General features: G+C 72.5%; 21 protein-coding genes. 9 read left to right on the top strand and 12 right to left on the bottom strand.

The features are described 5' to 3' along the window. Nucleotides 1-101: 101 nt before the first annotated feature. Both AB0N17_RS08815 and AB0N17_RS08810 read left to right on the top strand, forming a co-directional pair. Nucleotides 102-569, top strand: a complete 468-nt coding sequence (locus AB0N17_RS08815) for a hypothetical protein (RefSeq protein WP_366010449.1) — start codon at nt 102-104, stop codon at nt 567-569. Then, a complete protein-coding gene (locus AB0N17_RS08810) occupies nt 566-913 on the top strand; it encodes a transcriptional regulator (RefSeq protein ID WP_366010448.1) in 348 nt (115 codons plus the stop codon). Before AB0N17_RS08815 ends, AB0N17_RS08810 begins: the two co-directional genes overlap by 4 nt. Nucleotides 914-962: 49 nt before the next feature. On the opposite strand, the gene AB0N17_RS08805 is transcribed toward AB0N17_RS08810, so the two are convergent. The 3 genes from AB0N17_RS08805 to AB0N17_RS08795 all read right to left on the bottom strand — a co-directional run bounded on the left by AB0N17_RS08805 (nt 963) and on the right by AB0N17_RS08795 (nt 3,443). Further along, on the bottom strand, nt 963-1,910 hold the full coding sequence (locus AB0N17_RS08805) for an MIP family channel protein (RefSeq protein WP_366010447.1): 948 nt from the start codon (nt 1,908-1,910) through the stop codon (nt 963-965). An 83-nt stretch (nt 1,911-1,993) separates the two neighbouring features. Beyond that, a complete protein-coding gene (locus tag AB0N17_RS08800) occupies nt 1,994-2,659 on the bottom strand; it encodes an SDR family NAD(P)-dependent oxidoreductase (RefSeq protein WP_366010446.1) in 666 nt (221 codons plus the stop codon). 70 nt (nt 2,660-2,729) lie between these two features. Beyond that, complete coding sequence (locus AB0N17_RS08795; protein WP_366010445.1) at nt 2,730-3,443, bottom strand: DUF4328 domain-containing protein; 714 nt, start codon at nt 3,441-3,443, stop codon at nt 2,730-2,732. A gap of 151 nt (nt 3,444-3,594) precedes the next feature. On the opposite strand from AB0N17_RS08795, the gene ctaD reads away from it, so the two are divergent. Together ctaD and AB0N17_RS08785 are read left to right on the top strand one after the other, a co-directional pair. Then, nucleotides 3,595-5,319, top strand: a complete 1,725-nt coding sequence (gene ctaD, locus AB0N17_RS08790) for a cytochrome c oxidase subunit I (protein ID WP_366010444.1) — start codon at nt 3,595-3,597, stop codon at nt 5,317-5,319. Then, nucleotides 5,316-5,660 carry a cytochrome C oxidase subunit I gene (locus AB0N17_RS08785; RefSeq protein ID WP_366010443.1) on the top strand — a complete coding sequence of 115 codons (345 nt, stop codon included), beginning with the start codon at nt 5,316-5,318 and terminating at the stop codon, nt 5,658-5,660. The genes ctaD and AB0N17_RS08785 overlap by 4 nt, the downstream gene beginning before the upstream one ends. Nucleotides 5,661-5,664: 4 nt before the next feature. Here the strand turns inward: AB0N17_RS08785 and AB0N17_RS08780 are convergent, their stop codons facing one another. Beyond that, nucleotides 5,665-6,339 (bottom strand): DUF6445 family protein, encoded by a 675-nt coding sequence (locus tag AB0N17_RS08780; protein ID WP_366010442.1) that lies wholly within the window; start codon nt 6,337-6,339, stop codon nt 5,665-5,667. A 260-nt stretch (nt 6,340-6,599) separates the two neighbouring features. On the opposite strand from AB0N17_RS08780, the gene AB0N17_RS08775 reads away from it, so the two are divergent. Beyond that, the gene (locus tag AB0N17_RS08775) at nt 6,600-7,346 is read left to right on the top strand and encodes a DUF4142 domain-containing protein (RefSeq protein ID WP_366010504.1); all 747 of its coding nucleotides are present in this window, start codon (nt 6,600-6,602) and stop codon (nt 7,344-7,346) included. A 35-nt stretch (nt 7,347-7,381) separates the two neighbouring features. Here the strand turns inward: AB0N17_RS08775 and AB0N17_RS08770 are convergent, their stop codons facing one another. The 3 genes from AB0N17_RS08770 to thrS form a co-directional block, all read right to left on the bottom strand. Beyond that, nucleotides 7,382-9,040 (bottom strand): glycoside hydrolase family 13 protein, encoded by a 1,659-nt coding sequence (locus tag AB0N17_RS08770; protein WP_366010441.1) that lies wholly within the window; start codon nt 9,038-9,040, stop codon nt 7,382-7,384. Nucleotides 9,041-9,179: 139 nt separating this feature from the next. Continuing rightward, entirely contained in the window at nt 9,180-10,145 is a 966-nt protein-coding gene (locus AB0N17_RS08765) for a nucleoside hydrolase (protein WP_366010440.1), read from the bottom strand. Nucleotides 10,146-10,204: 59 nt separating this feature from the next. Then, nucleotides 10,205-11,431: a threonine--tRNA ligase gene (gene thrS, locus AB0N17_RS08760; protein WP_366010439.1), complete on the bottom strand. Its 1,227-nt coding sequence runs from the start codon at nt 11,429-11,431 to the stop codon at nt 10,205-10,207. Between the two features lie 312 nt (nt 11,432-11,743). Here thrS and AB0N17_RS08755 point away from each other — a divergent pair, with 312 nt between their 5' ends. Next, nucleotides 11,744-12,523: a hypothetical protein gene (locus AB0N17_RS08755; protein ID WP_366010438.1), complete on the top strand. Its 780-nt coding sequence runs from the start codon at nt 11,744-11,746 to the stop codon at nt 12,521-12,523. 15 nt (nt 12,524-12,538) lie between these two features. Here AB0N17_RS08755 and AB0N17_RS08750 read toward each other — a convergent pair whose 3' ends face one another. From AB0N17_RS08750 to AB0N17_RS08740, 3 genes are all read right to left on the bottom strand, one after another. Then, complete coding sequence (locus AB0N17_RS08750) at nt 12,539-13,882, bottom strand: helix-turn-helix domain-containing protein (RefSeq protein ID WP_366010437.1); 1,344 nt, start codon at nt 13,880-13,882, stop codon at nt 12,539-12,541. Nucleotides 13,883-14,150: 268 nt separating this feature from the next. Further along, nucleotides 14,151-14,345 (bottom strand): DUF397 domain-containing protein, encoded by a 195-nt coding sequence (locus AB0N17_RS08745; protein WP_366010436.1) that lies wholly within the window; start codon nt 14,343-14,345, stop codon nt 14,151-14,153. After that, the gene (locus tag AB0N17_RS08740) at nt 14,305-15,153 is read right to left on the bottom strand and encodes a helix-turn-helix transcriptional regulator (RefSeq protein ID WP_366010434.1); all 849 of its coding nucleotides are present in this window, start codon (nt 15,151-15,153) and stop codon (nt 14,305-14,307) included. Before AB0N17_RS08740 ends, AB0N17_RS08745 begins: the two co-directional genes overlap by 41 nt. Nucleotides 15,154-15,228: 75 nt before the next feature. On the opposite strand from AB0N17_RS08740, the gene AB0N17_RS08735 reads away from it, so the two are divergent. Further along, nucleotides 15,229-16,476, top strand: coding sequence for an amidohydrolase (locus AB0N17_RS08735; protein WP_366010433.1), 1,248 nt, complete (start codon nt 15,229-15,231; stop codon nt 16,474-16,476). A gap of 114 nt (nt 16,477-16,590) precedes the next feature. Next, the gene (locus AB0N17_RS08730; protein ID WP_366010432.1) at nt 16,591-18,570 is read left to right on the top strand and encodes an Ig-like domain repeat protein; all 1,980 of its coding nucleotides are present in this window, start codon (nt 16,591-16,593) and stop codon (nt 18,568-18,570) included. Nucleotides 18,571-18,573: 3 nt separating this feature from the next. Here the strand turns inward: AB0N17_RS08730 and AB0N17_RS08725 are convergent, their stop codons facing one another. Both AB0N17_RS08725 and AB0N17_RS08720 read right to left on the bottom strand, forming a co-directional pair. Continuing rightward, complete coding sequence (locus AB0N17_RS08725; protein WP_366010431.1) at nt 18,574-19,671, bottom strand: hypothetical protein; 1,098 nt, start codon at nt 19,669-19,671, stop codon at nt 18,574-18,576. Between the two features lie 123 nt (nt 19,672-19,794). Next, entirely contained in the window at nt 19,795-21,021 is a 1,227-nt protein-coding gene (locus AB0N17_RS08720; RefSeq protein ID WP_366010503.1) for a PP2C family protein-serine/threonine phosphatase, read from the bottom strand. Nucleotides 21,022-21,172: 151 nt separating this feature from the next. On the opposite strand from AB0N17_RS08720, the gene AB0N17_RS08715 reads away from it, so the two are divergent. After that, nucleotides 21,173-21,649, top strand: coding sequence for a hypothetical protein (locus AB0N17_RS08715; protein ID WP_366010430.1), 477 nt, complete (start codon nt 21,173-21,175; stop codon nt 21,647-21,649). The last annotated feature ends 151 nt before the right edge of the window (nt 21,650-21,800 follow it).

Raw genomic sequence — 21,800 nt, 5'->3', positions numbered from 1 at the left:
CGCATGCCGGGAAGTACTTGAATTTATGGAAAGTAGTGTCCATGATGACGGCACGACAGAGGGGCGGTCCGACCACCCGCCCCCGTACCGGAGGCAGACACATGGACAGCACGGGGGACCCGATGGACGCCCAGCAGGCACGGCACGCACTCGCCGCCGCGCGCGCCGCCCAGTGCGCGGCGCGCAAGGCGGGCGACGAGCGGAACAGGCCCCGGGTCTACGCCATCGGCCAGGGCCTGGCCTTCGCGGCCGGCTTCACCGCGCTGGGCGTCGCCGACCGGGAGCCGCGGTGGGGGGTCTGGCTGGTGCTCGCCGGGCTGCTGAGCCTGACCGTGTTCCTGGTGCTGATCTGGCTCGGCGCGCACCACGGCGGGGTGACGCGCTGGTTCAGCCGGGACGGCCGGACCGGCCGGCCCGCCTGGTACGCCTGGGTGGTCCCCTTCCTCCCGGCCGCCGTGGGCCTGCTGGCCGCGATCCCGTACGGCACGACGGGCTGGCTCGTCGCCTTCGGCGTGGCCTCCGGGGCGGAGTACCTGCTGCGCGCGACCCGGCAGGGCGGCGCCGCATGACCGGTACGACGGGCGACGCGGCGCCCCCTCCGCTGGACCGGGAGCTGCACAACGCGACCCGGCTGGCCCTCGCCGCCTACCTGTCCGCCTGCGCCGAGGCGGAGTTCGGGGTGCTGCGGGACTACTGCCAGGTCTCCGACTCCACGTTGAGCAAGACGCTGACCGCCCTGGAGAAGACCGGGTACGTCAGCATCCGCAAGGGCTACCTGGGCAAGCGCCCGCGCACCTGGGCCGCCCTCACCCTCACCGGCCGCCGGGCGTTCGCACGGCACCTGGCGGCGCTGGAGGCCATCGCGGCGACGGCCCGCCGGGCCGCGAGCATGAGCACCGACACCGACACCTGACGGCCCCCACGGACCCCACGGAGCCCACGGACCGTCCGCGCCCCGCCGTCTACTCCTCGTCGGTGGTGCGCACCGGAGTCGCCCGCCCCGGTTCCGGCAGCTCGGCCAGCTCCGACCGGACCAGCAGGACGTCACCGATGAAGAGGTCGTACACGACGATCCCGATCACACCGCCGACCAGCGGCCCGACGATGGGGATCCACCAGTAGCCGCTGTACACGCCGGACACGCTGCCCGGGAACGCCAGACTGCCCCAGCCCTCCGCGTAGGTGAGCAGGCGCGGCCCGAAGTCACGGGCCGGGTTGATGGCGTAGCCCGCGTTGGCGCCGTAGGACATGCCGATGGCGGCGACGACGAATCCCACGACCAGCGGTGCGAGGTTGGCCTTCACGGCCTGGTTGCGCACGTCGAGGACGGCGGCGATCAGCATGAGCAGGAACGCCGTACCGACGATCTGGTCGATCAGCGGTCCCCAGATGCCGCCGTGGAAGTACGCCGCCGGGAAGGTCGCGAAGATGGAGAAGGTGGCGTTCGTGTGCCCGTTCACCTTCGGTGCCGTCGCCACCTGGTCGTAGGCGTTGATCGCATCGTGGTAGACGAGGTACACCAGCGCCGCGCCGGTGAGCGCGCCGACGACCTGCGAGAACCAGTACGGCAGCACCTTGGCCCAGGAGAAGCCGCGGCGCGCAGCCATGGCCAGCGTCACCGCCGGGTTCAGATGGGCACCGCTCACGCCGCCGGCGACGTAGACGCCGAAGACGACGGCGAAGGCCCAGCCCCAGGTGATCAGCAGCCAGTCCCCGGCCGCGAGGAAGATCGTCGTGGGGGTGGCGGCACGGCCCGAGCCGGGCAGCGCCGCGACCGCCATCGCGACCACACCGCAGCCGAAGGAGATGAGTACGAACGTCCCGAGGAACTCGGCGAGGCACTCGCCCAGCAGGCCTCCCCGGCTCCTGAGCCGGGACGGCCTGATGAGCGCGGGTATTTCGACAGCCATGAAGGCCCCCTTGAAGAGAGCAATGCGGCCAACATCACCATATTGGCCCACAAACCCCCACCCCGCAGGTTGACGGTGCCCCGTCAGCTGTCGAGGTCGTCGGCGAAGTGCCGGAACCCGTACCGCTCCCGGTGCATGTTCCACAGCAGCTGGGCGAGCACGCGCGGGTCCTTGCGCGCGTGCCCGGGGGTGATCGCCCCCGGGATCACGAGCTGCGCGACATGGATGCCCTCGCCCGCCAGCCGCTCGTGCAGCAGATGCCCGTAGGCGGTCTCGGCGGCGAACGCGATGGAGGTCCCGGCCCGCTCCGGACGGGGCACGACGGCGGTCCCGCCGTTGACGAAGAGGATCGTCCCGCGGCCGAGCCCGCGCATCCCGGGCAGCACCTGCTGCACGGCGGCGACCGGCCCGTACACGGAGAACTCGATGGGCCCGACGAGCTCCCGGTGCCCGGTCTCCAGTACGGGCCGCATGAAGTCGCGGTGCGGTACGGGGCTGTACTGCAGCACCTCGACGGTCCCGAGCGCCCGCCCGGCCTCGTCCAGGGCGTGCGCCAGCTCCTGCGGCTTGCGCACGTCGGCGACGAACCCCCGGACGGTGATCCCGTCCTCGCCCAGTTCCCGGACCAGCGCGTCGAGCCGCTCCCGGTCCCGCGCGACCAGGGCGACGCCGAACCCCTCGCGCCCGAACCGCCGCGCCACGGCGGCCCCGAGCCCGGGCCCGGCTCCCACGATGGCCATGCTGTTCACGACGACCATCCGTACCGCATCGGCCGCCGCACGGGGGCGGCGACACCCCGCGCGCCCGGCACACTCGGGGTTACCGCACCCCCGCGCCCGCCACGGCCCCGGCGACGGCCTCCGGCTCGCCGGCCCGCATCCGCTCCAGCTGCACCCGGGTGACGGCCCGTACGGCGAACGCCCCGGCGACGGCGGCCCCGACCACGGCGGCATCGGAGAAGAGCAGGGGCCACACCTCGTGGTAGGCGCGGGCGATGAGCCGGTCGGGCTCGTCGCGGTACACCAGTCCCACCCCGCCGACCATCCCGACCAGCCACAGTCCCCACCACACGTTCACGGAGACGGGCGGCTTCCGCCCGGGCGCGGTGTTGCGGAACGCGTCGACGAGGATGCCCCGGGGGAACCACAGGTTGACGAGCGGGACGATCCAGCCGAGGTAGACCCAGATCCCCGCGTACTTCGGCGGCCGCCGCGACAGGGCGATGGCGTTGTCCCGCACGCGCCACAGCCACGACATGAAGAAGACGGCGCACACGAGCGCGGCCAGGCCGGTGACGTCGGTGACGACGTGGTACGAGTTCTCCAGCGCGTCGAGCGGCCGGTGCACCCCGTCCCCCTGGTCCGGCGGCCCCGCGTCCGGCTCCCCGGCCAGCGCCAGCCGCACCTCCCACACGCCGCGCAGGACCCAGGCGAGCCCGGCGAGCGCCAATCCCCCGGCAGCCAGCTGCCCGGCCGTCCGGACGGGCCGGTACGGGGAACGAAGGGCAGCAGGCTGATGTATCTGTTCGGTCACCGGCTCATCTTGCGCCATCCGTGTGCATCCGTCACGCGAACGGCCGTGTGGCGGGCGCTCGCGGTGTGAAGTCCGCCTCCGCGCAGTCAGGATGACGGGTAGCCGACGTCATGGCGTGCGCGGACCGCGAGCATCAGGAGACGGACCACTTGTGAGCATCGTCAACGAACCGCAGGGTGCCGCGGCAGCAGAGGACTCGTACGAGAACGAGCTGCCGCTCAGGCGCAAGCAGCCGGGCAACGTCGTGGTGCGGTGGCTGACGACCACCGATCACAAGACGATCGGCACCTTGTATCTGACGACGTCGTTCGCGTTCTTCCTGGCCGGCGGCCTGATGGCGCTGATCATGCGCGCCGAGCTGGCCCGGCCGGGCCTGCAGATCATCTCCAAGGAGCAGTACAACCAGCTGTTCACGATGCACGGCACCGTGATGCTGCTGATGTTCGCCACCCCGCTGTTCGCCGGCTTCACCAACTGGATCATGCCGCTGCAGATCGGCGCGCCCGACGTGGCGTTCCCGCGGCTGAACATGTTCGCCTACTGGCTGTACCTGTTCGGCTCGCTCATCGCCGTGGCAGGTTTCCTCACGCCGGACGGCGCGGCCGACTTCGGCTGGTTCGCGTACGCCCCGCTGCACAGCGAACGCTACTCACCTGGTCTCGGCTCGAACCTGTGGTTCATGGGTCTGGCCTTCTCCGGCTTCGGCACCATCCTCGGCGCGGTCAACTTCATCACCACGATCATCTGCATGCGCGCCCCCGGCATGACCATGTTCCGCATGCCGATCTTCGTGTGGAACGTGCTGCTGACCGCGGTCCTGGTCCTGTTCGCCTTCCCGGTGCTGGCCGCCGCACTGTTCGCCGCCATGGCCGACCGCCTGTTCGGCGCACACGTCTTCGATCCGGCCAACGGCGGCGCACTGCTCTGGCAACACCTCTTCTGGTTCTTCGGCCATCCGGAGGTGTACATCATCGCGTTGCCGTTCTTCGGCATCATCTCGGAAGTCATCCCGGCGTTCTCCCGCAAGCCGATGTTCGGCTACATGGGCCTGATCGCCGCGACGATCTCCATCTCCGGTCTGTCCATCACCGTGTGGGCACACCACATGTTCGTCACCGGTGGTGTGCTGCTGCCGTTCTTCTCCTTCATGTCCTTCCTCATCGCGGTGCCGACCGGTGTGAAGTTCTTCAACTGGATCGGCACCATGTGGAAGGGCAGTCTCTCCTTCGAGACGCCGATGCTCTGGGCGGCCGGCTTCCTCGTCACCTTCCTCTTCGGCGGGCTGACCGGTGTCCTGCTGGCCTCGCCGCCGATGGACTTCCACGTGTCCGACTCGTACTTCGTGGTGGCGCACTTCCACTACGTGGTCTTCGGCACCGTGGTGTTCGCGATGTTCGCCGGATTCCACTTCTGGTGGCCGAAGTTCACGGGCAAGATGCTGGACGAGCGCCTGGGCAAGATGACCTTCTGGACTCTGTTCGTCGGCTTCCACGGCACCTTCCTGGTCCAGCACTGGCTGGGCGCCGAGGGCATGCCGCGCCGGTACGCCGACTACCTGGCGGCCGACGGCTTCACCGCCCTGAACACGGTCTCGACCATCGCCTCCTTCCTGCTCGGCCTGTCGGTCCTGCCGTTCCTCTACAACATCTGGAAGACGGCCAAGTACGGCAAGCCGGTCGGCGTGGACGACCCCTGGGGCTACGGCCGTTCGCTGGAGTGGGCCACCTCCTGCCCGCCGCCCCGGCACAACTTCGTCACTCTGCCCCGCATCCGCAGCGAGTCCCCGGCGTTCGACCTGCACCACCCCGACATCGCGATGCTGGAGTACGAGGCCCACTCCGCCACCCCGGCGCCGACCGACCGGCGTCACGGGTGAGCGGACTGCGCCGGCGGGGAGCCGCCGGCGACCTCGGCAACCAGGTGGAGGGCTATCTGCTCTGGCAGGCCAGGGTCGCGGAGGCCGAGCAGCGCGCACGTGAGTTCGCCGGGCCCCTGGAGTGGCTGACGACGGGGCAGCGCGAGGAGATCGAGCGCCGCTACGTCGCCGACCACCTGCACCGGGCCCGGGCGGACCTGGAACGCATCGCGGCCCGCTGCGTGTCCCTGCGGGCCGAGTACGAGCACCGCTACCGCGAGCTGAGGGGCCGCTGCGTGGCGGTGACCCTGGCGGTGTGCGCCGCCTTCATGACGGCGGCGCTGATGCTGCTGGTGCTGTGACGGCTCAGGCCATCCAGAAGAAGACCGCCGTCATGCGCTTGTCCTCCAGCTCCTTGCCGCAGTAACCCGTCGCACTGTGCACGAGGTTGGCGTTGTAGAGGAGGAGGCGGTTGTACTTGTGCGGGACCCGGACGTCCTCCTCGAAGTGGTCGCCGGGCACGAAGCGCGTGCCGAGGGCCTCGACGAGGTTGTTGTGCGGGGCCTGGACGATGTTGCCGCCGAGCCGGCCGCCGGGCAGTGACTGGCGGTAGAAGGCGGTGCCGCAGTCCTTGGGGGCGCTCGGGTTGAGGTAGAGGACGGCCGCGTACCGGCACAGGGCGCGGGAGTCGGTGTGCGGGCGGGGCTCGCTCTCGCCCTCGCCGACCACCTGGACGCAGTTGTGGTTGAGGGTGCCGCCGCCGGGCGTCTGCTGCACCCACAGGTCCTTCGCCCCGGTCTCCTTCTTCACCAGCCGCTCGATGCGGGCCAGTTCGGAGGGTTCGAGGCCGGGCATGGCGCGCAGGCCGGGCCAGGTCTCGGAGGTGTAGGGGTAGCCCTTCACCCAGTCGTCCTTGGCCAGGCACCGCTCCCGTACGGCGTCCACGTCGGGCAGGACGTCGTCCAGCACCCAGTAGTCGCGGCCCTTGGTGGGCTTGCGGTAGGGGAGGACGGGCAGGGTGGCGGGCATCCGGGGGTGCATGCGGCGAAATCTAGGCCCGCGTCCGTTCTCGCTTCTCCCGGGGAATGGTCAACGTTTCGGCAACTTTGTCATGTACACCAGTCGGTCCGGCCGGCGCTCCCCCGCGGCCGGAGACAGATTGGGCAGTTTTTTGCCCGGCGGACCGAGACGGAACGCCCTGCGGTCCGTACTGCTGTGCGTCAAGACCGCCTCGCGGCGGGATCCACGGCCGGGCAGGAGGCACGGTGCGCTTTTCGCGGAACGCGACGGGAACGCTCTTCGTGGGCGGTGCGATGGCTCTGACCCTCGGTGCCCTCGCCTACCCGGGCATGCTGGGTCTGGGCCAGGTCTCCACCGCACAGGACCGCATCATCGCCAACACGCAGTGGGGGCCGCTCACCGAGCAGGACCGGGACTTCGTGGTGAAGGTGCGCGCCGCCGGCCTGTGGGAGTACCCGGTGGGGCAGATCGGGCTGCAGAAGGGCAGCAGCAAGGGCGTGATCACCGCCAGCCAGCACCTGGTGGACGGGCACGCCGCGCTGGACACCAGCTGCCGCAAGATCGCGCCCATGCTCAACATCACCCTGCCCGACCTGCCGAGCCCCCAGCAGCAGGGCTTCGTCAGCCAGTTGAAGGCGGACAGCGGGAAGAAGTTCGACACCGACTTCGCCAACATCCTGCGGATGACGCACGGCGCCATCTTCAACACGATCGCGAAGATCCGGTCGACCACCAAGAACTCGCTGGTGCGGGCCCTCGCCGACCAGGCCAACGACACCGTCCTCGACCACATGACGGTGATGGAGAAGACCGGCCTGGTCGACTTCGACCAGACCCTGTTCCAGCAGACCACCCCGCCGAAGCTGCCCAACTCCGACCTGACCCCGCCGCCCCCCGCCGCCGGTCAGCCGGAAGTGGTGCTAACGCCGCCGCCGACCGCCACGTCCACCCCGCTGGACCTCAGCGGCCTCCCCGGGGGCGGCGGCAGCGGCGGCGGCGCGCCCACGCCCAACCCGACGGTCGGCTAGACCCCGCGGCCCCGGCAAGACCCGAAGGAGAGGGCCTAGGCCAGCCAGACCGTGGTGTCCGGGGGGAGCACCGCCGTGCCGGGCAGCGGGGTGCTGGCGAGCAGGACCTCGCCCGGTGGCAGCGGTACGGGCTCGCCGGTGACGTTGGTGACGCAGCGCCAGACGTCGGAGCGGGCGAAGTCCACCACGCCGTCGGGGGCGTCCGGGGTCCAGGTCAGCGTCTCGCCCTCCAGCAGTTTGCGGCGCAGCCGCAGGGCGGTGCGGTACAGCTCCAGGGTCGAGCCCTCCACGCCGGTCAGCGCCTCGACGGCGTACGACGCGAACGCCGGCGGCTGCGGCAGCCAGGCGGCGCCCGGCCCGAAGCCGTACGACGGTCCGCTCGCCGTCCACGGCAGCGGTACCCGGCAGCCGTCGCGGCCCTTGCGGACATGGCCGGTCTGCTCCCAGATCGGGTCCTGGAGGACCTCGGTGGGCAGGTCGGCCACCTCGGGCAGACCGAGTTCCTCGCCCTGGTAGAGGTACGCCGACCCCGGCAGCGCCAGCATCAGCAGGGTCGCGGCCCGGGCCCGGCGCAGACCGGCCGCCGGGTCGACCGCGGGCGCCCGGCCGCCGGACAGCAGCCAGGCTCCCGGGTCGGTGCCGGGCGGCAGCATCAGGCGGGAGGCGTGCCGGACGACGTCGTGGTTGGACAGCACCCAGGTGGCGGAGGCACCGGCGGCGTGGGCGGTGGCCAGGGAGCCGGTGATGACCTGGCGGAGTTCCTCCGCGTCCCAGCCGGTCTCCAGGTACTCGAAGTTGAAGGCCTGGCCGAGTTCGTCGGGGCGGGCGTACAGGGCGCGGCGGGCGCCCGGGACCCAGGCCTCGGCGACGGCGGTGCGCGGGGGGCTGTAGGCGTCGAAGATCTTGCGCCAGTCGCGGTAGATCTCGTGCACCTCGTCCCGGTCCCAGTAGGGGTGACTGCCCGGCGGGACGCGCGGCAGGGCCTGCTCGCCGGTGGCGCCGATGGCGCCGGTGTCCCGCAGCGGCTCGGTGAGGTCCTTGGCCAGGCCGTGGGCGACGTCGATGCGGAAACCGTCCACGCCACGGTCGGACCAGAAGCGCAGGGTGGTGCGGAAGTCGGCGCGGACCTCCTCGTGGTCCCAGTTGAGGTCGGGCTGTTCGGGGGCGAAGAGGTGGAGGTACCAGGCGCCGTCGGGGGTGCGGCGCCAGGCGCTGCCGCCGAAGACGGACTGCCAGTCGGTGGGCGGGAGTTCGCCGCCGACGCCGCGGCCGGGCCGGAAGACGTAGCGGTCGCGCGCCGGGGAGCCGGGGCCGGCCCGCAGCGCCTCCTGGAACCAGGGGTGCAGGTGGGAGGTGTGGTTCGGGACGATGTCGACGACGACCTTCAGGCCGAGCCGGTGCGCCTCGGCGACCATCGCGTCGAAGTCGTCCAGGGTGCCGAGCCGGGGGTCGACGTCCCGGTGGTCGGCGACGTCGTAGCCGCCGTCGGCGAGCTCGGAGGGGTAGAAGGGGCTGAGCCACACGGCGTCGACGCCCAGCGCGGCCAGGTGGTTCAGGCGCTGCGTGAGGCCTTTCAGGTCGCCGAGTCCGTCACCGTCGGCGTCGGCGAAGCTGCGCGGGTACACCTGGTAGATGACGGCCTGACGCCACCAGTCGGGGTTCCTGGAGGAGAGGTCCGGCGTGCGGTCTGCCATGCGGGCTCCGTTCGGGCGGATGCGGCGGTCGGTCGACACCAGAGAATCTGTCCACATTGCCCGGAAAGGGAACCTTCGGCCGGTCCGGCGGAGAAGAGTGCGGGGAAGGCACCGGAGCCGGCCGGCCCTCCGGCACCGGCTACCGCTCCACGGTCTCCAGGTACAGCTTCACGTACCGGTCCACGTCGACCTCCAACGCCACGTCGACGAGCAGCTGTTCGCGTCGGCCCTCGTGGATCTCGGACTCGCCGGGGCGGGGGCGGCGGTCGACGATCGTCTGGCCGCGGGTCGGGCCGGGGGCCAGGGAGACCTCGACCGGGAGGCGGCGGGTGGTGATGCCCTGCGGATCGGCGACCGCGCACACCGCGCCCGCGTCGCCGAGTCCGCCCGCCTCCTCCGCCTCCGGTTCCCCGCCCTGGGTGGTCGGGCGGTGGGCGAGCAGATCGCCGGCCAGCCGGGTCCCGGGGTCGCTGCTCGCGCGCAGCCGGTGGACGTCCGGCGCGTCCACCACCACCTGCATGAAGACGTCCAGGCTGTACATCGTGATCGGCACCCCGGCCGTGAGCAGGATCGCCGCGGCCTCGGGGTCGTGCCAGACGTTGAACTCGGCGACCGGTGTGGCGTTGCCGGTGGCGACCGCCCCGCCCATGAAGACGATCCGCTCGATGTTGCGGGTCACCTCCGGGTGGGTGCGCAGCAGGAGGGCGATGTTCGTCAGCGGGGCGGTGGGGATCAGGGTCACCGGGCGCGGGGAGGCCAGGATCTCGCGGCGCAGCAGGGCCACGGCGTCCAGCGGGGCCGGGGTGCGGACCGGTGCGGGCAGGCCCAGGTCGCCCATGCCGTCGGCACCGTGCACATGCCGGGCCGGGCGCGCCGGTTCGATCAGCGGGCGTTCGGCGCCGCGCCCCACCGGGATGTCGGGTGCGCCCGCCTGCTCCAGCACGGTGAGGGTGTTGCGGACCACGCCGTCGACGTCCGTGTTCCCGGCCACGCAGGTCACCGCCCGCAGGTCGATCCCCGGGTGGCGCAGGGCGAACAGCAGGGCCAGGGCGTCGTCGACGCCGGTGTCGCAGTCGATGATCACGGGGATGGGCTGACCGGTCACAGCGGACTCCTTCGTCGTACCTGGCCCTGTGCTCAGCACACTAGATCCAGCACACTGGATCAGTCCCACAGCGCGGTGCCGCGTGCCGCCACCCGTTCGGAGATCCGGTGCAGCAGGCCGGGCACGGGGAGCGCGCCGGGCCTGCGGCCGTCCCGCAGCCGTACGGCGGCCAGGCCCGCGCCGGCCTCGCGGGCGCCGATCACCGCCTGGTACGGCACCAGGCGCCCCGCCCGGATCCGGGCGCCCAGGGTGCCCTGGCCGGGGGCGGCGAGTTCGGCGCGCAGGCCGGCCGCGACGGCCTCGCGGACCAGCGCCGACGCCTGCTCCAGCTGCTCCTCGCCGACCGGCAGCACCACCAGCTGGACGGGGGCCAGCCAGGCCGGGAACGCCCCGCCGTGCGCCTCGATCAGGTGGGCGACGGCCCGCTCGACGCTGCCGATGATGCTGCGGTGCACCATCACGGGCCGGTGCCGGGCGCCGTCGGCGCCGATGTAGTGCAGGTCGAAGCGGGCCGGCTGGTGGAAGTCGATCTGCACGGTGGACAGGGTGGACTCGCGGCCGGCCGGGTCGGCGATCTGCACGTCGATCTTCGGGCCGTAGAAGGCGGCCTCGCCCGCCGCCTCCTCGTACGCCACCCCGGCCTCGGCGAGGACCTCCCGCAGCAGTTCGGTCGCCCGCCGCCACAGCTCCGGGTCGGCGACGTACTTGCCGCCCTCCCCGGGCAGCGACAGCCGGTGGCGCACGGCCCGGATGCCGAGGTCGGCGTAGGCGCGGGCGATCAGCTCCAGCGCGGCGCGGGCCTCCTGTACGGCCTGGTCGAGGGTGCAGAAGATATGGGCGTCGTTGAGCTGGATGGCGCGGACGCGGGTCAGGCCGCCGAGCACGCCGGAGAGCTCCGCGCGGTGCATGGGGCCCAGTTCGGCGAGGCGCAGCGGCAGTTCGCGGTAGCTGTGGGAACGGGAGCGGTAGATCAGGGCGTGGTGGGGGCAGAGGCTGGGGCGCAGCACGACCTCCTCCGCGCCGAGCTTCATCGGCGGGTACATGTCGTCGCTGTAGTGGTCCCAGTGCCCGGAGATCTCGTACAGCTCGCGTTTGCCGAGGGCGGGTGAGTACACGTGCCGGTAGCCGGCCCGGCGTTCGGCCTCGCGGATGTACTCCTCCAGGGTGTGCCGGACGGCCGCGCCGTCGGGCAGCCAGTACGGCAGGCCGGCGCCGATCAGCGGGTCGGTGTCGAACAGGTCCAGTTCGCGGCCGAGGCGGCGGTGGTCGGGCAGCTGGTCGTTCATCGGGAATCCTCCGCGGTGCGGGGGCGAGGAACCGGGGTGGGGACGCCAAAGACGCCGAAGCCCCGGGGCGCTCGCCCCGGGGCTTCGATGCTGGTCAGGTGTCAGCGCGCCGGGACGGTCTCCGGCGTCGTCGTGCTCGACGGGCACTGCGGGGCGCGCTGCATACGGCGACCGTAACAGCGCCGGCCGGCCGGGGCGACGCGTTTTCGCGGGGCCGCTCACCCGGACGGCCCGGAGCGCTGGTGGGGCGGTCGGGGCGGTGGTGCCGTGAGAGCAGGCATCCCCACCGGCCCGCTGCCCAGGAGGCACCCCATGATCGCCGCGATACCTCCCCGTGTGCTGCTCGTCCTCCTCGGCGCCGGCCTGCTCACCACCGGCGGCATCGCCGCCCTCGGCCTGAAGCAGCCGGCGTCCGCGCCGCACCCCGTCCCGACGATCGCCGCCTCCACCCCGGCGCCCAGGACGAGCGGCCACACCGACGCCGCCTCGCTCACCGAGGCGCAGGCCCAGGCGGCGCTCCTCACCGAGACCGACCTCGGCGCCCCCTGGACCGCGACGCGCGGCGCGGCCACCTGGCGGGACGCGCTGCTGAAGGCGGCCACTTCGGCCGGTGAGTGCCAGAAGTTCATGGACGCCCTGTACAGCGACGAACTCCTCGGCGCCCCGGCCCGCGCCGCCGTCGGCCTGGACGACGCCGACACCGACGCCCAGCTGCGCTACCAGATCGGCACGCGCCGCCCGGCGGACGTCGACAGGACGCTGGCGTGGCTGCGCACGATGCCCGTGCAGTGCGCGCGGTTCACGGCCACCACGCAGCTGGGGCTGGTCGAGGACGTGCAGGTCGTGGACGCGCCGCTGCCGGAGGTCGGGGACGCGCGTCAGGGGCTGCGGGTCAGCCTCGCCACGACGACGGACCAGGGCGACGAGTACCTGCTCACGCTGGACGTGGCCGCCGTCCGGGTGGGCCAGGACTCCTTCGCCCTCACCAACGGCGGCCTGGGCGACGTACCGAACGACGCGACGCAGGCCGCCGTGCAGGTCGGCGCCCTGCGCCTGGCGGACGTGCGCCGACAGGGCCGGGCACAGGTCTGACCGGGCCGGGCCGGGTCACAGGGGCGGCTGGGCCGGGGCCGGGCCGAGGGTGGTGGTGCCGGGGGTCGTGCGGTGGCCCAGGCCGGTGCGGTAGGCGTCCAGGGCGGCCTCGGTACGGCCCGTGCGGCGGAACAGGTCGCCGAGCAGACGGCACAGGTCGGCCAGGTCACCGGCGGCGCCCGCGCGTTCCAGGAGGCTGAGCGCGCGGACGTAGTGCTCCTCGGCGGCCTCGGTGTCGCGGGTGTCCTCGGCGATGATGCCGAGGAGGCGGTGGGCCGCGGCGGCGTGGACCGCGCCGCGTTCGGAGGAGAAGTCGCCGAGAACGCCGCGGAGCAGTCCGGCGGCCTCGTCCGACTTGCCGCGCCGGTGCAGCACGTCGGCCAGCTCGACCGCGGCCTGGCTGCGGTACAGGGCCGCCCGGGTCTGCGCGAGCATGGTGTGCGCCTGGCGCAACTCGACCTCGGCGCGGTCCAGTTCGCCGTTCTGGGCGCAGACGTAGCCGCGCATCCAGTGGCAGTTGGCGAGTTCGGTGCGCAGCTGGAGGCGGCGGTACAGCTCGGCCGCCTTGGCGAGGGAGGCGTCGGCCTCGGCGGCCCGGCCCTCGGTGAGCAGGGTGCGGGCCACCGAGCGGTGCATCCGGGCGATCAGCGCGGGGTCGGCGGCCTGCGGGGCGAGCGCGAGGGCGAACTCGGCGGCCTGGGCGGCGCGGGCCTGGGCGCCCATGTCCATGTACGGGCCGATGACGCTGGCGTACAGCAGCAGAAGGGCGTCGGGGTCGTGCAGACCGCCGCGGTTCAGCTCGTCGAGGGTGGACTCCAGCAGGTAGACCGCGTACCGGAGTTCGCCCGCCAGGTAGTGGGAGACCGCCCGGCCGCGTACGGCGGGCACCCGGGCCGGCAGCGACTCGTCGGCCAGCTGCGCCTCGGCCCGCTCGAAGCAGTCGCGTGCCGTGCCCAGCTCTCCGGTCTCCAGGCCGCATTCGCCGAGCCCGAGCAGTGCGGTGGCCTGCTCGTGGCGCAGGCCGTGCGTCTCCGCCTCCGCGAGCAGCGCCGTGTACTGCGCGGCGGCCTCCTCGGCCCGGCCGTCGGCGAGGACGCGCTGGGCCTCGGTGAGCCGCAGCCTCAGGCCGGTGGCGAGGTGGGCGGGGCGGCCGACGGCCAGCTCCTCGAAGGCCACCCCGAGCCGGGCCGCGATGTGCCCCAGCGCCTCGTCGGAGGCGCGCACCCGGCCGGCCTCCAGGGTGGAGATGTAGGCGGGTGTGTAGGCCGGCTCGGCCAGTTGACGCTGCGTCAACCCGGCCTGGGTGCGCAACCTCTGCACGCGCCGCCCGATGACCTCGGGATCGTCCCGCTCCCGCATACCCCCGGCCCCCCAACTCGCCCGTCGCCCCTTGCCGTTCGGGTTGTACAGCCCCTAGGTTAAACGGCGGGTTAAACCTGTTTAATACGCCACTGTCGTGTTGCGAGGTCGCCGTGTTCGGACGTACATCCGCACCCTACGGAACCCCCACCGCGCGGAGGGCCGTCGCCGCCGCCGTGATCGCCGTGGCGGCACTGATAACCGCGGCGAACGCGGGCCCGGCGCGGGCGGCGGAGTCGGGACACACCGCTCAGCACCAGCAGTCGGTTTACGCCTTGAGAGCCCGCACGAAGGCGCCCCAGACTCCGGGGGTCACGGAGAAGTGCGCCGCGCCGGGGGTCTTGGAGTCGCGGACGGCCACGAGGGCGGGGTGACGGGCGACCTCGACGCACTCGCCGCCGGTGTTGCCGCTGTAGGAGGACTTACGCCACACCGCGTCCGTCAGGTTCGGCAGCTTGCGCATAACGTTCCTCCATCACGCGGGTGATCAGTGCCGCCGAATCCTCCACGGAGAGGGCGGACGCCTGCAAGTGAGCGTAACGAAGGGCTGCCTCCTTGACAGTCTCCGGGTTGGCCGTCATGTGCCCCGAGATGATGTCCTCCGTGTACACGAGGTCTGGGTGACCGTCGAAGCGAAGACTCGTGAACGACCCGATCAGACTCGCGTGTTCACCAGCAAAAAACGGCAGCACCTGCACCCGCACCCACTTGTGGTCGAGGAAGGTCAGCAGGTGTGCGAGTTGCTCGCGCATGATCCGGTGACTGCCGATGGGCCGGTGGAGGGCGGCCTCGTCCAGGACCACCCAGGTCAGCGGGGGCTCTTCGCGTAGCAGAATGCGCTGGCGTTCCATCCGCGCGGCCACGAGCTCATCCAGCCTGTCCCGCACGCCGGTTGCCAGCACCGCCCTGGAGTACGTTTCGGTCTGCAGAAGGCCATAGACCATCTGCGCCTGATACGTGGAGATGTACGTCGCCGTAGCCTCCATGTCAGCGAACGGCTGGAACCACGTCGGCAGCTGGCTCCGCAGGACCAGCCCCACCAGGCGCGAGAAGAAGCCCTCCGTCACCAGCGCGGCGTCCACGCGCTCGGCGAACTCACGGGTCGGCACCTTCGCCCCGGTCTCGACCTGGCCGACCAGCGAGCCCGTGCAGAAGACGATCGCGCCCAGTTCCCTCTGCGTCAGCCCCGCCGCCTCACGCCTGCGGCGCAGCTCGTAGCCGAAGTAGTCCAACGGCGAGGCCGCGGGATCCAGTTCGCGGATGTTCACCATGTACCGAGAGTAGCCAGCCGACTCCGCCCAGGTGGGCCTGTCGGCGAAACCGCCGGAGGCCTACGCTGACGGGCCATGACCCCCTCTGCCGCCGCCCGCACCGCCCTGGACCTGACCGCCGAGCTGCCCGTCCCGGCGCTGGAGGACCTCTACCGGGACCTGCACCGCCACCCCGAGCTGTCCCTGCGCGAGCACCGCACCGCCGGGAAACTCGCCGAGCGGCTGGCGAAAGCCGGGTTCGAGACCACCGAGGGTGTCGGCGGCACCGGGGTCGTGGGGCGGCTGGCCAACGGCGACGGGCCCACCGTCCTGCTCCGCGCCGACATGGACGCGCTGCCGGTGCGGGAGGAGACCGGGCTGCCGTACGCCTCCACCGCGGACGGCGTGATGCACGCGTGCGGGCACGACCTGCACGTCACCTGGCTGGCCGGGGCCGCCACGGCGCTCGCGGCCGGGCGGGACACCTGGCGGGGCACCCTGCTGGTCGTCGGACAGCCCGCCGAGGAGAGCGGGCAGGGGGCGAGCCGGATGCTCGCCGACGGGCTGTACGACCGGTTCGGGCGGCCCGACGTCCTGCTCGGGCAGCATGCCGCGCCCGGCCCGGCGGGGCTGTACCCGCACTCACCGGGGCTGATCATGTCCGCCGCGACGGACGTCGACATCGTGGTGCACGGCCGGGGCGGACACGGTTCGCGGCCGGAGTCGACCGTGGATCCCGTCGTCACCGCCGCCTATCTCGTCACCCGGCTGCAGACCGTGGTCTCGCGGGAGATCGCGGCCGGCGAGTCCGCCGTCCTCACCGTCGGCCGGATCGAGGCCGGCACCCGGCACAACATCATCCCGTCCGAGGCGCGGATCTCGCTGAACCTGCGCAGCCAGTCCGAGGCCGTACGGCAGCGGATGCTGGACGCGATCCGGCGCATCGCGCGGGGCGAGTGCCTGGCCGCCGGCTGCCCGCGCGAGCCGGAGATCACCATCGGCAACACCTTCCCGGTGACCGTCAACGACGCCGACACCGACAGGACGGTGGCCGCCGTGCACCAGGAGGTCTTCGGCGCGGGCACGGTCTTCGACCCGGGCCCGGCGATGGGCAGCGAGGACTTCCCGCAACTCGCGCTGGAGAACGCCATCCCGTACTCGTACTGGTTCGTCACCACGACCCCCGCCGAGGTGTGGGACCGGGCCCCCGGCGACACCCTGCCGGAGAAGTTCGCGGCCGTGCCGAGCAACCACAGCCCGCACTTCGCGCCCGACCTGTCCGTGATCGCCCCCGGTGTCCGCACGCTGGTGTCCGGGGCGCTGGCGTTGTTGTCGGTGGCATGACCTAGTCTTCGCTCACTCGCCACACACGGCGCACACCCGGTTCACAAGGGGCCGCGCAGTCGTGCCCGCGTGGCGATCCCAACTCTTCATTCGATCCGGGGGGTTCGAATCAGCGTGCGCAAGCGCTCTCTCACGGCCGCCACCACCCTGGCGGTCCTCTTCAGCTCGGCGGTCCTCGCCGCCACCCCGGCGTCCGCCGACTCCAGCGCCGCCCTGCCGGTCAAGCAGGTCGGCCACATCGTGGTGGACGGCGTGCACCGGCAGGTGTTCATCAGCGACCCGAGCAACGGCAAGATCGTGGTCACCGACTACGCGGGCGACGTCGTCAAGCAGCTCAGCACCAACCTGTCCGGGGTCGACGGCCTGGAGCTGTCCGCCGACTCCGGCACGCTCTACGCGGCCGTCCGGGACCTCGACGCCATCGCGGTCATCGACACCGCCACCGACGCCGAGACCGCCCGGTACGCGGTCGGTGACAAGCCCGGCAGCGTCGCCCTGGCCGGTGGCCGGCTGTGGTTCGGCTACGGCGGCGACACCGGCGGCAACATCGGGTCGGTGGACCTCACGAGCGACCAGCACGAGGTCACCCTCGGGCAGGTCGACGGCGGCACCTGGTACTCGGCGCCCCTGCTGGACGCCGCGCCCGGCTCGAACACCCTGGTCGCGGGCGCTGCCGGACAGAGCCCGGCCGAGATCGCGTCCTACGACGTCTCCTCCGGCACCCCGGCCAAGCTGGCCTCCACCCGGGAGGCCGGCGACAACCTCGGCGACCTCCAGGTCACTCCCGACGGCAAGGACGTCGTGGTGGCCAGTGGTGCACCGTATTACCACCAGGTCTTCAAGACCGCCGACCTCGACGAGGACGGCAAGTACGTGTCCGACGCCTACCCGAACGCGGTCGCGATCGCCCCGGACGGCACGGTCGCGGGCGGCACCTTCGCCTGGTACGACCCGGACGTCTTCGTCTTCCGACCGGGCAGCAGCGAGGCGGTGCGGACCTACGACTTCCCCAACACCGGGCACAGCAGTGGCGCCGACACCCTGGCCACCGCCGGCCTGGCGTGGGCGCCGGACGGCTCCCGCCTGTTCGCGGTGACCCACAACGACGGGGACGTGTACTCGCTGCGGGTGCTCGAATCGCCGGCCAAGGCCGCCACCACCATCACGGTCGACGCCCCGGCCACCGCCACCCGCGCCAAGCAGCTCACCGTCAAGGGCAAGACCGCCTCCACGCTGCCGCTGCCCGCCGGCACCAAGCTGACCGTCACCCGCACCGACCTGGACTCGCCCAAGGGCAGGGCCCTGCCCGCGGTGTCCACCAAGGCCGACGGCACCTTCTCCTTCACCGACACCCCGCCGGCCGGCGGCAAGGTGACGTACAAGGTGGCCTACGCGGGCGACGCCGACCACGCGGCGTCCTCAGGCTCCGACTCGGTGACCGTCTCGCGCGCCAAGCCGACGCTGACCGTCGACAACAACGGCAAGGTCTACTCGTACGGCCAGGACGTCAAGTTCACCGCCCACCTGGGCACGACGTACAAGAACCGCACGGTGGAGATCTGGGCCGACCCGTTCGGCTACGACAAGCCGAACAAGCTGGTGAAGTCCGGCAAGGTCGACTCCCACGGCAACCTGTCGGTCACCCTGGACATGAAGCGGGACACCAAGGTCACCGCGAAGTTCGCGGGCGACTCCCGGTACACGTCCGCCTCCGCGTCCAGCACGGCCGGAGCCCGGGTCAGCATCTCCACGTCGGTGGGCAACCACTACAAGTCGACGTCCGCGTGGGGCCACACGTACTACTTCTTCCACAAGACCAAGGACCCGCTGATCACGACGACGATGTCGTACTTCCCGGGCCGGGCGCAGAAGTTCGAGTTCGAGGTGTACGCCCAGGGCCGCTGGTACCCGGGCGACCCGGCCTACTTCAAGCTGGGCGGCAACGGCGTCTCCCAGGTGCGCATCACCGGCGACCACGGCGAGGACGTCGGCTGGCGTTTCCGGGTCCGCTCGTCGTACATCAACGGCTCCTCCGGTGACACGGTGAACTCCACGACGCACGGCGCCTGGAAGTACTTCACCTTCACCAAGTAAGGCTCACCGGGCGGCCTGGAGCCGGCCCAGCTGCCGCTGGACGCTCTCCAGCGCGCCGCTCCGCCGGCCCGGCACCCTGAGCCGCAACTCCGCGAGCGCGGGCCCGAGTTCACGGGCCCGCGCCGTGTCCTTGATACGGGTCCACTGGTGGTGCGCACGGTCCACGGCCGCCTCCACGGCGGGCGCGTCCACGGCCTGCCCGGCGGCCAGCCGCACCCCGGCCACCCCCAGCCAGGCCCGGCAGCTGCGCACCGGGTCCCCCGCGAACATCGCGAGGTCCGCCCGGACCTCGGCCCAGTGCAGGGCTTCCTCGGAGGCGGGTCCGTGAGAGCCGACGGCGAGCTGCTCGTGCCGGGCGGCGAGGACGTCGGCGTCAAGGTGCCGGCCGGCCTGCACGGCGGTGCTGATGGCGGTGTGGGGGTCCTGCGCGGCGGCGGGCGGGTGGGCGTAGGGGAGGCCGGGGGCGAATCCTCCGGGAACGGACAGCACCAGGTCCCGGCCCCCGCCGGCCTCGGCGATCCGCGCCCACGCCTGCTCGTGCAACTGCACGAGCGGCGGCCGGTGCCCGCTCCGCAGCAGCGTCGCCACGGCCTTCATGTACACCGGCTCGGCCACGCCCCGCCGACCGGGCGGCGGCGCGACGCGGCCGTGGACGGTGCTGGTACGCCCGCAGTCCAGTCCGCGCTCGGCGACGTACCGCCAGGCCTCCGCGTCCGCGTGCAGGTCGACGACGAGCGCCGTGTCCGCGGCGGAGCGCAACCGCAGCTCCTCACGGATCCAGTGCCACGGCAGCGCGGTGTAGCGGACGGTCGCCGGCGTGGTGCGGGCCAGCGCCAGATGCGGCAGCCGCTGGCGGCGGTCCAGGTGCAGCTGGCCGGTGATGTACACGGTGAGCGGTCCGGGTGCGGCGGCCGCGGCGCGCAGCCGGGTGAGGACGGCCTGCGGCTCCAGCGGATCGGCGAGCTCGACCACGTTCGCCGTCTCGGTGCCGGACAGCACGGAGGGGGCGACGGCGGCCAGCACCGACAGCACCCCGGCCGCGTCCACCAGGCGCCCCCGGCCCAGCGGCGAGGCCGCGAGCAGCAGCACGGTTCCGGGCATCGTCCCTCCCCCCTGCGGACCTCGGGGCCTCCAGGTCCGCTCTCCAGCCAGCACCGTAACCGCTGCGGCTGCAAACCGGCGCCTCAGGACCGCAAACGCCCTCGTTCGGCACCTTGTCCCGGTTCAGGGCCTTCGCCCTCCCCGCCCTCCCCCTCCCCGTCCACGCCGTCCCCCGGCCGCCCCGTCCCCGGCCTCCCCCTCCCCGGCCTCTCCTTCCCCGGCCGCCCCGTCCGTCGTCCGCCGCACGGCGAAGACCGTGGTGTCGTCGTCCAGCCGGCCCCTGCTGTGCCGCAGCACGCCGTCGCGGACCAGGCTCACCAGGCGCCGCGGCTCGCTGCGGCGCGGGTCGGCGATGACCGCGCGGGCCACCTCGCGGGCCAGCGGGTAGAAACAGCCGGACTGGTCGCGGGCCTCGGTCACCCCGTCGGTGACCAGCAGCAACGTCTCCTCGGCGGCCAGCGGCACCCTGCGCACGGGCGGCAGGGCGCCCGCGAGGTCGCACAGGCCGAGCGGGAGCCCGTCGCCGCTGGGCAGCTCCCGCACCCCGCGCGGGCCCACGGCGAGCGGGGGCTCGTGGCCGAAGTTGACCAGTTCGACCGTGTCCTCGTCCGCGCCCTCCCGATGGAAGCCGATCAGGAGCGCGGTCGCGAAGCGGTCTCCGTCCTCGCGGCCGGTCGCGCCGAGGTGGACGCGGTGCCGGCGCATCCGGATCTCCAGCCGTTCGGCGACGGTCGCGAGGTCCCCCTCGTGGTAGCCCGCCTCCCGGAACGTGCCGAGCAGCGCGGCGGCGGCCTCCACCGCGCCGAGGCCCTTGCCCTGCACGTCGCCGACGAGGACACGGGTGCCGTGCGGACTGGGCTGGATGTCGTAGAAGTCGCCGCCGACGCGGGCGTCGACGTCGGCCGCCAGATACACCCCGGCGTGCTCCAGCCCCGCCCAGCGCGGCGGCAGCGGGCGCAGCACGGTACGCCGGGTGGTCTCGGCGATGTCCTGGATGTGCAGGGTCTCCCGCTCCCGGCGCACCCGCACCGCCGCGGCCAGCACGGCCAGCAGCCCGCCCAGGGCGACCAGCACGAAATCGCCGAGCCCGGCCTGGTACTGGTCCGGCCACGTGCTGTCCGCGACGACGTACGTCACCACCGACAGCAAGGTGAGGGCGACCGTCGTCCACACCCCGCAGATCGCGGCGGCGATCCCGGGCACCAGCACGATCCAGGAGATGATCCGGAACCGCTCGGTGGTGTTGTAGTCCAGCAGCACGATGCCGGCGAGCAGCAGCAGGGGCGGGACCCAGGCGATGCTCCGCCCGCGGACGCGCAGCATCCGGCGCCGCCGCCGCCCGTACTCCATCTCGGTCACGGCGGGCAGCCCTCCATGCTCCCCAGCCAAACACGGGAGGGAAACGGCCGCATCCGGGCACTCGTCACTCTCCTGGCCGACTTGCCAGGCCCTGGCCCCAGGTGTGGGCTGGAGAGCGGGGCGAGGAGAGAGGAGTGCTCTCATGGCTCATGCGGCACCCGCGCCCGGCAGGATGCCCCGGCCCGGCCGGACACCCGAGGTGGAGGGGCGGGCCGCGCCCCGCCGCACGCCGGACGTCTTCGACGCGCGCACCCATGCGATCGCCCGGATCGCCGTCCCGATCGCGCTGGGTCTGATCTACGGCTACTGGGTCGCGGCCAACAACCGCGCGGGCGGCCCCATCACCGGCTGGAACCTGCTGCTCGGGTTCGTCAGCGCGCTGGTGTTCGCGGTGGTGAGCATGGCACTGCTGGCGCTGGCCCCGCGGATGCCGCGGGAGCTGCACGCGCTGCTGTGGTCGGGGTTCGCGGGCGTCGCGTTCGGTTTCCTCTACAGCCAGAGCGACGAGTCGGTCTGGCGGGCGGTGGCGATGTCCCTGGTCGTGGCGGCGACGACGTTCCTCGTGTTCTTCTACCGCTACTACACGCGTGAGGACGCGTTCGGAATCCGGGTCCGCTGAGCCAAAGGCGAGGGCGGAGGCGAGGGCGGCGGTGTGTGCGTGGGCCCCGGCCGGTCGGCCGGGGCCCACGCACTCCCCTGTACCCACCACCCGGACACGCGGCCGGACTTCTCCCCAGCACCAGGAAACACCCGTTCGGGCGAACTCTCCA

Source organism: Streptomyces sp. NPDC051133 (assembly GCF_040682635.1).
GTDB lineage: Bacteria > Actinomycetota > Actinomycetes > Streptomycetales > Streptomycetaceae > Streptomyces.
Note: the sequence above shows the minus strand (reverse complement) of the source record. Positions and strands in the feature narration are given on the sequence as shown.

What these genes read in the sequence shown, in the direction of transcription:
- AB0N17_RS08750 (WP_366010437.1), bottom strand. Translation starts at nt 13,882, where the DNA reads ATGCGGGAGCGGGACGATCCCGAGGTCATCGGGCGGCGCGTGCAGAGG.
- AB0N17_RS08770 (WP_366010441.1), bottom strand. Translation starts at nt 9,040, where the DNA reads ATGGCAGACCGCACGCCGGACCTCTCCTCCAGGAACCCCGACTGGTGG.
- AB0N17_RS08725 (WP_366010431.1), bottom strand. Translation starts at nt 19,671, where the DNA reads ATGCCCGGAACCGTGCTGCTGCTCGCGGCCTCGCCGCTGGGCCGGGGG.
- AB0N17_RS08805 (WP_366010447.1), bottom strand. Translation starts at nt 1,910, where the DNA reads ATGGCTGTCGAAATACCCGCGCTCATCAGGCCGTCCCGGCTCAGGAGC.
- AB0N17_RS08815 (WP_366010449.1), top strand. Translation starts at nt 102, where the DNA reads ATGGACAGCACGGGGGACCCGATGGACGCCCAGCAGGCACGGCACGCA.
- AB0N17_RS08740 (WP_366010434.1), bottom strand. Translation starts at nt 15,153, where the DNA reads ATGGTGAACATCCGCGAACTGGATCCCGCGGCCTCGCCGTTGGACTAC.
- AB0N17_RS08745 (WP_366010436.1), bottom strand. Translation starts at nt 14,345, where the DNA reads ATGCGCAAGCTGCCGAACCTGACGGACGCGGTGTGGCGTAAGTCCTCC.
- AB0N17_RS08755 (WP_366010438.1), top strand. Translation starts at nt 11,744, where the DNA reads ATGATCGCCGCGATACCTCCCCGTGTGCTGCTCGTCCTCCTCGGCGCC.
- AB0N17_RS08715 (WP_366010430.1), top strand. Translation starts at nt 21,173, where the DNA reads ATGGCTCATGCGGCACCCGCGCCCGGCAGGATGCCCCGGCCCGGCCGG.
- AB0N17_RS08735 (WP_366010433.1), top strand. Translation starts at nt 15,229, where the DNA reads ATGACCCCCTCTGCCGCCGCCCGCACCGCCCTGGACCTGACCGCCGAG.
- AB0N17_RS08720 (WP_366010503.1), bottom strand. Translation starts at nt 21,021, where the DNA reads ATGGAGTACGGGCGGCGGCGGCGCCGGATGCTGCGCGTCCGCGGGCGG.
- AB0N17_RS08810 (WP_366010448.1), top strand. Translation starts at nt 566, where the DNA reads ATGACCGGTACGACGGGCGACGCGGCGCCCCCTCCGCTGGACCGGGAG.
- thrS (WP_366010439.1), bottom strand. Translation starts at nt 11,431, where the DNA reads ATGAACGACCAGCTGCCCGACCACCGCCGCCTCGGCCGCGAACTGGAC.
- AB0N17_RS08780 (WP_366010442.1), bottom strand. Translation starts at nt 6,339, where the DNA reads ATGCACCCCCGGATGCCCGCCACCCTGCCCGTCCTCCCCTACCGCAAG.